The following is a 9,047-nucleotide window of genomic DNA, read 5'->3' as shown; positions in this document are numbered from 1 at the left end:
AAGAAGAAGGCGTTTGTGATATATGTAAAGGAGAACTTTATCAAAGAGCCGATGATAATGAAGAAACAGTTTCAAAGAGAATACAAGTTTATTTAGATGAAACTAAACCATTAGCTGATTACTACTCAAAATCAGGTATAATCGCTGATATAAATGGTCAACAAGCTATAGACAAAGTATTCAACGATATAGTTTCTGCTTTAGAAGGCAAATAATGATAAAATTAAGATCAAAAGAAGAAATACAAATCATGAGAGAGGCGGGCAAAATTGTCGCCGACACTCATGAATTATTAAAGTCAGCTATAATTCCGGGGGTATCTACTCTAGAGCTAGATACAATAGCTGAAGAGAATATAAGAAAATATAATGCAGTACCATCTTTTAAAGGCTATGGAGGATTTAAAGGAAGTATTTGTGCGTCTATAAACAATGAGGTCGTACATGGCATTCCTAAGAATAAAATAGTGAAAGAGGGAGACATTATAAGTATTGATATAGGAGCCTGTTATAAAGGATATCATGGCGACTCCGCAAAGACACATGCAGTTGGTGTGATATCTGAAGAGAACAGGAAGTTAATAGAAGTGACACGACAAAGCTTCTATGAAGGAATAAAGTTTGCAAAAATTGGATACAGACTTTCGGACATCTCACACGCAATACAAACACACGTTGAAAAAAATGGATTTTCGGTAGTCAGAGATTTAGTTGGTCATGGAGTAGGCACACATCTCCATGAACCACCTAATATACCTAACTACGGAAAGCCAGGAAAAGGACCTAAACTTAAGGCTGGAATGGTTTTAGCGATAGAACCAATGGTAAACATGGGAAAATTTAATGTTAAATGTCTATCAGATGGATGGACAATAGTTACAATCGATGGGAAAAACTCGGCACACTATGAACATACGATAGTAATTACAGAAAATGAACCAATTTTGCTCACAAGCCTTTAAATTTTGTCCAATAAGTGTTATTATAGTTAATGCGGGCTTTTAGCTTGCGTATATAAAGTTAAGCATAAGAGTATAAAATACTTTGAAAAAAGTAATAAAATAGTATAAAATTGTTAATGATACTTTTTAAGAGCTAACTTAGTTAAGTCAACATCTTGACTTATTGAAATGGAGGGCTGGTTGTTTAATGGCCAAAAAAGATGTAATAGAATTTGAAGGCACAGTTGTAGAAAACTTGCCTAATGCTATGTTTAAAGTTAAATTAGAAAATGGACATGAAGTATTATGCCATTTATCTGGTAAGCTAAGAATGAACTTCATAAGAATTCTTGAAGGAGATAAGGTTAAAATAGAACTTTCACCTTATGATCTTACAAGAGGAAGAATCACTTGGCGTAAGAAGTAGACTACTTACAGTCTAAGGAGGGATTAATAATGAAGGTAAGACCATCAGTAAAACCAATGTGCGAAAAATGCAAGATAATCAGAAGAAAAGGAAAAGTAATGGTTATCTGCGAAAATCCAAAGCACAAACAAAAACAAGGATAATATAAAAAAATATAGCATTTACAGTAATTTTGTGATATAATAAAAAACTGTGATGTTAACAAAAAATGTTAAAAAATAACGAAAAAAATAGATACGAATTTATATAAGAAACTCGGTTTTTTATAGAAAACTAATGTAGGAGGTGCAACAATGGCAAGAATCGCTGGGGTAGATTTACCTAATGAAAAAAGAGCGGAAATAGGCTTAACTTATATATATGGTATAGGTAGAGCAACTGCTAATGAAATATTAGCTAAAGCTGAGATCAATCCTGATACTAGAATAAAGGATTTATCAGAAGAAGAAGTTAATACACTAAGAAGAATAATAGATAATGATTTCTTGGTTGAAGGTGACTTAAGAAGAGAAATTGCATTAAACATAAAAAGATTAAGAGACATTAAATGTTACAGAGGTATAAGACATGCTAAAGGATTACCTCTAAGAGGTCAAAAAACTAAGACTAACGCTAGAACTAGAAAAGGTCCTAGAAAGACTGTATCTCGTAAAAAGAAAAAATAATAAGTAGATAGGAGGGAAATTCGAAAAATGGCTAAACAAAAAAAGAAAGTAACACGTATCAGAAGAAGAGAACGTAAAAATATAGATCGTGGACATGCACATATACAATCAACTTTTAATAATACAATAGTTACATTAACAGACGTTCATGGTAATGCTATATCATGGGCATCTTCAGGACAATTAGGATTCAAAGGATCAAGAAAATCAACTCCATTTGCTTCTCAAATGGCTGCAGAAACTGCTGCTAAAGCTGCAATGGAACATGGCTTAAAGAGCGTAGAAGTATTTGTTAAAGGACCAGGTTCTGGTAGAGAAGCTGCTATAAGAGCTTTACAAGCAACTGGACTTGAAGTAACAATGATAAAAGATGTCACTCCAATACCACATAACGGATGTAGACCACCAAAAAGAAGAAGAGTATAATCATAGGAGGTGTAGATAATGGCAAGATATACTGGTGCATCATGCAGACAATGCCGTAGAGAAGGAATGAAATTATTCCTTAAAGGTGATAGATGTTATACAGATAAATGCGCTATAGTTAAAAGAAACTATGCTCCAGGACAACACGGACAAGGGAGAAAGAAACTTTCTAACTATGGATTACAATTAAGAGAAAAACAAAAAGTTAAGAGAATTTACGGAGTTTTAGAAACTCAATTTAGAAACTTATATGAACGTGCAGAAAAAATGTCAGGTAAAACTGGGGAAAACTTATTATGTCTATTAGAAGAAAGATTAGACAACGTAGTTTTCAGAATGGGATTAGCTAACTCTAGAAAAGAAGCTAGACAATTAGTTACTCATGCACACTTTACTTTAAATGGTAAAAAAGTAGATATACCATCATTAACTGTTAAAGTTGGAGATGTTATAGCTGTTAAAGAAACTTCTAAATCATCAGCTAAATTTAAAGCATTAGTTGAAGCAAACAAAGTTGCTCCAAACTGGTTAGATGTAAACTTAGAAGAAATGTCTGCTAAAGTAGTTGCTTTACCAACTAGAGAAGATATAGATATCGAAATAGCAGAACACTTAATCATAGAACTTTATTCAAAATAATAGGCAGTTTTTAAAAATAATTTTAAAATTGTTTACCCTCAGTGGATTAACAAATTTTAAGGAGGGTTTAGTCCATGATAGAAATAGAAAAACCAAAGGTAGATATAATAGAGCTTAGCGAAGACTATAGATATGGTAAATTCGTAGTTGAACCTCTAGAAAGAGGATACGGAATAACTATAGGTAATGCTCTTAGAAGAATATTATTATCTTCTTTACCAGGTGTAGCTGTGCACTCTATAAAAATAGATGGAGTTCTACATGAGTTTTCAACTGTACCAGGAGTAAAGGAAGATGTTACTGAAATAATATTATCATTAAAAGAACTTTCAGCTACTATAGATGGTGAAGGTAGTAGAACACTTAAAATAGAAGCTCAAGGTCCATGCTCTATCAAAGGATCTGACATAATATGTCCTCCAGACGTTGAAATATTAAGTAAAGATTTACACATCGCTACTTTAGATGATAATGCTAAGCTTAATATGGAAATATATGTTGATAAAGGTAGAGGATATGTACCAGCAGAAGAAAACAAAACAGAAAATATGCCTATAGGTGTATTACCTGTTGATTCAATATATACTCCAATTGAAAAAGTTAGCTACCATGTAGAAAACACAAGAGTTGGTCAAAAATCTGATTACGATAAGTTAACTCTAGAAATTTTGACTAATGGAAGTATAAATCCTCAAGAGGGGATATCTCTTGCTGCAAAAGTACTTGTTGAACATCTAAATCTATTTATAGATTTAACTGAACATGTTAGCAATGTAGAAATAATGGTAGAAAAAGAAGAAGATCAAAAAGAAAAAGTTTTAGAAATGACTATAGAAGAATTAGATTTATCAGTTAGATCTTATAACTGTTTAAAGAGAGCCGGAATAAATACAGTTGAAGAATTAGCTAATAAGTCTGAGGATGATATGATGAAGGTTAGAAACCTTGGTAAAAAATCATTAGAAGAAGTAATTCAAAAACTAGAAGAACTTGGATTAGGTCTTAAACCAAGCGAAGAATAATCGAGCAAAGGAGGGATTGGCATGGCTAATTACCGTAAGTTAGGACGTGTGACTTCACACAGAAACCTTATGTTAAGAAACTTAGTAACTGACTTACTAAGAAATGGTAGAATAGAAACTACAGTAACTAGAGCAAAAGAAACTCGTAGAATGGCTGAAAAAATGATAACTCTTGCTAAAAGAGGAGATTTACATGCTAGAAGACAAGTTTTAGCTTATGTTATGGATGAAACTGTTGTAAATAACTTATTCACTGATTTAGCTCCAAAATACGCTGAAAGAAACGGTGGATATACTAGAATAATCAAAAAAGGGCCAAGAAAAGGCGACGCTGCTGAAATGGCATTTATAGAATTAGTTTAGTAAATAATAGTTTTATATAGATAGCCCCATACTGTTGAGTATGGGGTTTGTTTTTATATTAAAAATTAAATAAATAAAATTGTATCCATAAAAAAAGAAAAATGTGGTATTACTTTTGTTTGAAATTAATATTTTTAAATTTTTATGGCTAAACTATGTTATAATTATAAATTGTATAAGTTTTTAAGCTACTGCTTTATAAAGGAGTATATGAAATGGAGAATATAATAAGTGTAAAGGATATGACCTTTGAATATGTAACTATAGATTCTAAATTTAAAGCAATAGACGATTTAAGTTTAGAAGTTAAGCAAGGAGAATTTGTTGCAATCATAGGTCACAATGGATCAGGAAAATCCACTTTGTCTAAAAATTTAAATGCAATTTTAGTGCCTAGTGAAGGTGATATTTACATCGATGGCATGAACACAAAGGACGAATCAAATCTTTGGAATATAAGACAAACGGCTGGAATGGTATTTCAAAATCCAGACAACCAAATCGTAGCTACAATAGTAGAAGAAGACGTTGCCTTTGGACCAGAAAATTTAGGTGTAGAGCCTAAAGTAATTAGACAAAGGGTAGAAGAATCACTAAAGAGTGTTGGAATTTATGAATTAAAGGATAGACAACCCCATTTATTATCGGGTGGTCAAAAGCAAAGGGTAGCCATAGCAGGAATTATCGCTATGAGACCAAAATGCATTATATTTGATGAAGCTACAGCAATGTTAGACCCATCAGGTAGAAAAGAAGTTATGAATGTAATAAAAAAATTAAATAAAGAAGAAAATATTACGACTTTACATATAACTCACTATATGGAAGAAGCTGTTCAAGCTGATAGAGTAGTTGTTGTAGACAAAGGTAAAAAACTATTAGAAGGGACTCCAAAAGAGGTATTTAAAAATGTAGATTTACTTAAAGAGATAGGTCTAGATGTACCTTGTATGACAGAGCTAGCTGGTCTTTTGAGAGAAGAAGGACTAGATTTAGACGATGACATATTAACAGTGGATGAAATGGTGGATAAATTATGTCAGTTATAGTAAAGAATTTAACATATATATATGATGAAGGAATGCCTTTTGCAAGTAAGGCTCTTGATAATATTTCTTTTGAAATAAAGGACAATGATTTTGTAGGCCTTATAGGACACACAGGATCAGGAAAATCAACATTAATACAACACTTAAATGGATTATTAAAACCTTCTTCAGGAGAAATTTTTATAAATGGTTTTAATATAACAGATAAAGATTTAAATCTAACTGAAGTAAGAAAAAGAGTAGGGATAGTCTTTCAATATCCTGAATATCAATTATTTGAAGAAACTGTAGAAAAAGACATTGCTTTTGGTCCTGGAAATCTAGGATTAGAAGAAGATGAAATAGCTGATAGAGTAAAAAAATCTATGGAAGCAGTAGGGCTTGATTACGAACAATATAAAGATAAATCTCCTTTTGATTTATCAGGAGGTCAAAAACGTAGGGTAGCTATAGCTGGAGTAATAGCAATGAATCCAGAGGTTCTTATACTAGATGAACCAACAGCTGGATTAGATCCAGGTGGTAGAGATGAAATATTTAGATTGATTAAAAAATTACATCAAGACAATAATATAACTATAATACTTTCATCACATAGTATGGATGATATGGCAAAATTGGCCAAGACAATAATCGTTATGAATCATGGAAAAATAGAATTTATGGGAACACCTAGAGAAGTATTTAATTCTCATGCAGATAGATTGAGAGAAATAGGTTTAGATGTGCCTCAAGTTTTAGAACTAGCTAATAAGCTAAGAGATAAGGGCTTTGATATAAGAACAGATGTCCTTACAGTTGAGGAAATCAAAGAAGAAATACTAAAAGTTATGAGAGGAAGAAAGAAATGTTAAAAGATATAACTATAGGTCAATATTATCCAGCGAATTCTAAAATCCATAGATTAGATCCAAGAACTAAGATTATAGCTACGATTGTATTTATGATTGCGTTATTTGTTGTAAATCAATTTTGGCCATATGTAATTATATTAGGAATAGTAGCAGCTATAATTAAAGCATCTCAAATTCCTATGTCGTATATGCTTAAAGGTCTGAAGCCTTTGAGATGGATTTTATTATTTACTTTTGTAATTAATATGTTCTGTTTACCAGGAAATGTACTTGCTATTGGAAGCTTTAAATTTCAATTAGGATTTTTAAAAATTACTGATGCAGGTTTAAGACAAGCAATATTTATGTCTATTAGATTGATATACTTAGTTGTAGGTACATCTTTATTGACACTTACAACATCACCTATACAATTAACAGACGGTATAGAAAGACTTCTAGCACCATTTAACAAGGTAGGATTACCAGTACATGAATTAGCTATGATGATGACAATAGCATTGCGTTTTATACCTACATTATTAGATGAAACAGACAAAATAATGAAGGCTCAAATGTCAAGAGGTGCAGACTTTGAAAGTAGCAACCTTATAAACAGAGCTAAAAACTTAGTTCCATTACTAGTACCACTATTTGTAAGTGCATTCAGAAGAGCCGACGAATTAGCTATGGCTATGGAGGCTAGATGCTATAGAGGTGGATACAACAGAACTAAGATGAGACAAGCTGTTATAACTGGTGCAGATAGAATTGCATTTGTATTGATGATTTTATTCTTAGCTGGAAGTATAGCAAGTAGATTCATACACATTTTAGTGTAATTAAAAAAAAAGAGGTAATTAATGAGAAATTTAAAAATTACTTTACAATATAATGGTGAAAACTACTGTGGTTGGCAAAGACAGCCTAATTCACCAGGGATCCAAGGTACAGTAGAAAACGCCATCTATGAAATAACAAAGGAAAAAGTAAAGGTAACCGCATCGGGAAGAACTGATGCGGGAGTTCATGCTTTAGGACAGGTTGCAAATTTCAAAACTGAAACCAATATACCTGCCTCTAGAATACCAGATGCATTAAATGCTAAACTCCCAAAGGATATATCTGTAATATCCTGTGAGGAGGTCGATATGGACTTTCACGCTAGATATAACGCATGTGGTAAGACATATAGGTATTTAATATATAATAGACCTTATAGAAGCCCTTTATACAAGAATTTAGCATATCATGTGAAATATGACCTGGATTGGGATAAAATTCGCTTAGAAGCCAAATATTTGATTGGTACGCATGATTTTGTTGGATTTATGAGCTCAGGTTCATCAGTAAAGGACACAGTAAGGACTATTTATGATATCAAGATAGAAGAGCATGAAGGAATAACATCTATTGAGATAAGTGGAAACGGATTTTTATACAATATGGTAAGAATAATCGTAGGCACGCTCGTAGATATAGGTCGAGGTAGAATTAAACATAATATGGAAGAAATAATAAATTCAAAAAGTAGGTCAATGTGCGGTCATACAGCACCTGCACACGGTTTATTTCTCAAAAAAGTTCAGTATTAAACCTTGACACTTTTTCCTATATATATTAGAATATATAGGAATGTGTTAATAAGTCCACAACGCCCCGGACTTTATATAAACGGTAAAATAAAATTTTGAAAAAATAAGAAGGAGGGACAACCATGAAAAGTTATATAGCTAAACCAGCTGAAGTACAAAGAAAATGGTACTTAGTTGACGCTGAAGGAAAAACATTAGGTCGTCTTGCTACAGAAATAGCAACTATATTAAGAGGAAAACATAAACCAACATTTACACCACATGTAGACGGTGGAGACTTCGTTGTTGTTGTAAATGCATCAAAAGTAGTTTTAACAGGAAAGAAATTAGATCAAAAATATTATAGATACCACACTGGTTATGTAGGTGGATTAAAAGAAATCTCTTACAGAGAAATGATGGAAAAGAAACCAGAAGAAGTAATAGCTCACGCAGTTAGCGGAATGTTACCAAAAAATAAATTAAGAGCAAAAATGATGACTAGATTAAGAGTATTCGCAGGAGCAGAACATACTCATGCAGCTCAAAAACCAGAAGTATTAAACTTCTAATTAACTAGATGAAAGGAGGAGTTATCATGGAAAAAGTACAATTCTACGGAACAGGAAGAAGAAAAAGCTCTGTAGCTAGAGTAAGATTAGTTGCAGGTGAAGGAAATATAACAGTAAACGGAAGAGCATTAGACGAATATTTCGATTACGATACATTAATAAGAGACGTTAAACAACCATTAGTTTTAACTAGCAATGAAAATAAATACGATGTTATAGTAAAAGTTGAAGGTGGAGGATTCACTGGACAAGCTGGTGCTATAAGACATGGTATAGCTAGAGCTTTATTAAAAGCTGATGCTGACTTAAGACCAGAACTTAAAAAAGCTGGATTCTTAACTAGAGATGCTAGAATGAAAGAAAGAAAGAAATATGGATTAAAGGCTGCCAGAAGAGCACCTCAATTCTCAAAAAGATAGTATTATCAATATATTTGATATTAGTGAAACCCTTGGAGTTAAGCAATTCCAAGGGTTTTATTGTTTTACAAAATTATTTAAATTCATATTTATAACTAACACACAAGTAACAAAACTT

The 9,047-nt window shown here is 32.2% G+C and carries 14 protein-coding genes and 1 pseudogene; all 15 read left to right on the top strand.

Annotated elements, in window-relative coordinates; genetic code table 11:
- Positions 1-215 (top strand): annotated as a pseudogene (locus ACI3VO_RS16895) (adenylate kinase); the annotation flags it as partial.
- Positions 215-961: a type I methionyl aminopeptidase gene (map, locus tag ACI3VO_RS16890; protein ID WP_439759022.1), complete on the top strand. Its 747-nt coding sequence runs from the start codon at positions 215-217 to the stop codon at positions 959-961. The pseudogene ACI3VO_RS16895 and the gene map, both read left to right, overlap by 1 nt.
- Positions 962-1,148: 187 nt before the next feature.
- A complete protein-coding gene (infA, locus tag ACI3VO_RS16885) occupies positions 1,149-1,367 on the top strand; it encodes a translation initiation factor IF-1 (RefSeq protein ID WP_007285309.1) in 219 nt (72 codons plus the stop codon).
- A 29-nt stretch (positions 1,368-1,396) separates the two neighbouring features.
- Positions 1,397-1,510, top strand: a complete 114-nt coding sequence (gene rpmJ / locus ACI3VO_RS16880) for a 50S ribosomal protein L36 (protein ID WP_019229577.1) — start codon at positions 1,397-1,399, stop codon at positions 1,508-1,510.
- Positions 1,511-1,660: 150 nt separating this feature from the next.
- The gene (gene rpsM, locus ACI3VO_RS16875; protein ID WP_007285310.1) at positions 1,661-2,032 is read left to right on the top strand and encodes a 30S ribosomal protein S13; all 372 of its coding nucleotides are present in this window, start codon (positions 1,661-1,663) and stop codon (positions 2,030-2,032) included.
- Positions 2,033-2,059: 27 nt separating this feature from the next.
- Positions 2,060-2,458, top strand: a complete 399-nt coding sequence (gene rpsK / locus ACI3VO_RS16870; protein WP_290690697.1) for a 30S ribosomal protein S11 — start codon at positions 2,060-2,062, stop codon at positions 2,456-2,458.
- Between the two features lie 18 nt (positions 2,459-2,476).
- Entirely contained in the window at positions 2,477-3,097 is a 621-nt protein-coding gene (gene rpsD, locus ACI3VO_RS16865; RefSeq protein WP_007285312.1) for a 30S ribosomal protein S4, read from the top strand.
- A 74-nt stretch (positions 3,098-3,171) separates the two neighbouring features.
- Positions 3,172-4,119: a DNA-directed RNA polymerase subunit alpha gene (locus ACI3VO_RS16860; RefSeq protein WP_439759021.1), complete on the top strand. Its 948-nt coding sequence runs from the start codon at positions 3,172-3,174 to the stop codon at positions 4,117-4,119.
- 21 nt (positions 4,120-4,140) lie between these two features.
- Entirely contained in the window at positions 4,141-4,482 is a 342-nt protein-coding gene (gene rplQ / locus ACI3VO_RS16855) for a 50S ribosomal protein L17 (RefSeq protein ID WP_290690689.1), read from the top strand.
- 215 nt (positions 4,483-4,697) lie between these two features.
- On the top strand, positions 4,698-5,531 hold the full coding sequence (locus ACI3VO_RS16850; RefSeq protein ID WP_439759020.1) for an energy-coupling factor transporter ATPase: 834 nt from the start codon (positions 4,698-4,700) through the stop codon (positions 5,529-5,531).
- Positions 5,519-6,385 carry an energy-coupling factor transporter ATPase gene (locus ACI3VO_RS16845; protein WP_439759019.1) on the top strand — a complete coding sequence of 289 codons (867 nt, stop codon included), beginning with the start codon at positions 5,519-5,521 and terminating at the stop codon, positions 6,383-6,385. Before ACI3VO_RS16850 ends, ACI3VO_RS16845 begins: the two co-directional genes overlap by 13 nt.
- Positions 6,379-7,206, top strand: coding sequence for an energy-coupling factor transporter transmembrane component T family protein (locus tag ACI3VO_RS16840; protein WP_439759018.1), 828 nt, complete (start codon positions 6,379-6,381; stop codon positions 7,204-7,206). The genes ACI3VO_RS16845 and ACI3VO_RS16840 overlap by 7 nt, the downstream gene beginning before the upstream one ends.
- A gap of 21 nt (positions 7,207-7,227) precedes the next feature.
- Entirely contained in the window at positions 7,228-7,959 is a 732-nt protein-coding gene (gene truA / locus ACI3VO_RS16835) for a tRNA pseudouridine(38-40) synthase TruA (protein ID WP_439759017.1), read from the top strand.
- A gap of 122 nt (positions 7,960-8,081) precedes the next feature.
- Positions 8,082-8,510, top strand: a complete 429-nt coding sequence (gene rplM / locus ACI3VO_RS16830; protein ID WP_290690677.1) for a 50S ribosomal protein L13 — start codon at positions 8,082-8,084, stop codon at positions 8,508-8,510.
- 26 nt (positions 8,511-8,536) lie between these two features.
- Entirely contained in the window at positions 8,537-8,929 is a 393-nt protein-coding gene (rpsI, locus tag ACI3VO_RS16825) for a 30S ribosomal protein S9 (protein ID WP_320626912.1), read from the top strand.
- The last annotated feature ends 118 nt before the right edge of the window (positions 8,930-9,047 follow it).

The organism is Intestinibacter sp., from assembly GCF_051866655.1.
Lineage (GTDB): Bacteria > Bacillota > Clostridia > Peptostreptococcales > Peptostreptococcaceae > Intestinibacter.
This window is presented reverse-complemented; position numbering and strand designations above follow the sequence as displayed.

Bases quoted from the DNA above. Each gene is read 5' to 3' on its own strand.
- map (WP_439759022.1), top strand. From the start codon at position 215: ATGATAAAATTAAGATCAAAAGAAGAAATACAAATCATGAGAGAGGCG.
- infA (WP_007285309.1), top strand. From the start codon at position 1,149: ATGGCCAAAAAAGATGTAATAGAATTTGAAGGCACAGTTGTAGAAAAC.
- rpmJ (WP_019229577.1), top strand. From the start codon at position 1,397: ATGAAGGTAAGACCATCAGTAAAACCAATGTGCGAAAAATGCAAGATA.
- rpsM (WP_007285310.1), top strand. From the start codon at position 1,661: ATGGCAAGAATCGCTGGGGTAGATTTACCTAATGAAAAAAGAGCGGAA.
- rpsK (WP_290690697.1), top strand. From the start codon at position 2,060: ATGGCTAAACAAAAAAAGAAAGTAACACGTATCAGAAGAAGAGAACGT.
- rpsD (WP_007285312.1), top strand. From the start codon at position 2,477: ATGGCAAGATATACTGGTGCATCATGCAGACAATGCCGTAGAGAAGGA.
- ACI3VO_RS16860 (WP_439759021.1), top strand. From the start codon at position 3,172: ATGATAGAAATAGAAAAACCAAAGGTAGATATAATAGAGCTTAGCGAA.
- rplQ (WP_290690689.1), top strand. From the start codon at position 4,141: ATGGCTAATTACCGTAAGTTAGGACGTGTGACTTCACACAGAAACCTT.
- ACI3VO_RS16850 (WP_439759020.1), top strand. From the start codon at position 4,698: ATGGAGAATATAATAAGTGTAAAGGATATGACCTTTGAATATGTAACT.
- ACI3VO_RS16845 (WP_439759019.1), top strand. From the start codon at position 5,519: ATGTCAGTTATAGTAAAGAATTTAACATATATATATGATGAAGGAATG.
- ACI3VO_RS16840 (WP_439759018.1), top strand. From the start codon at position 6,379: ATGTTAAAAGATATAACTATAGGTCAATATTATCCAGCGAATTCTAAA.
- truA (WP_439759017.1), top strand. From the start codon at position 7,228: ATGAGAAATTTAAAAATTACTTTACAATATAATGGTGAAAACTACTGT.
- rplM (WP_290690677.1), top strand. From the start codon at position 8,082: ATGAAAAGTTATATAGCTAAACCAGCTGAAGTACAAAGAAAATGGTAC.
- rpsI (WP_320626912.1), top strand. From the start codon at position 8,537: ATGGAAAAAGTACAATTCTACGGAACAGGAAGAAGAAAAAGCTCTGTA.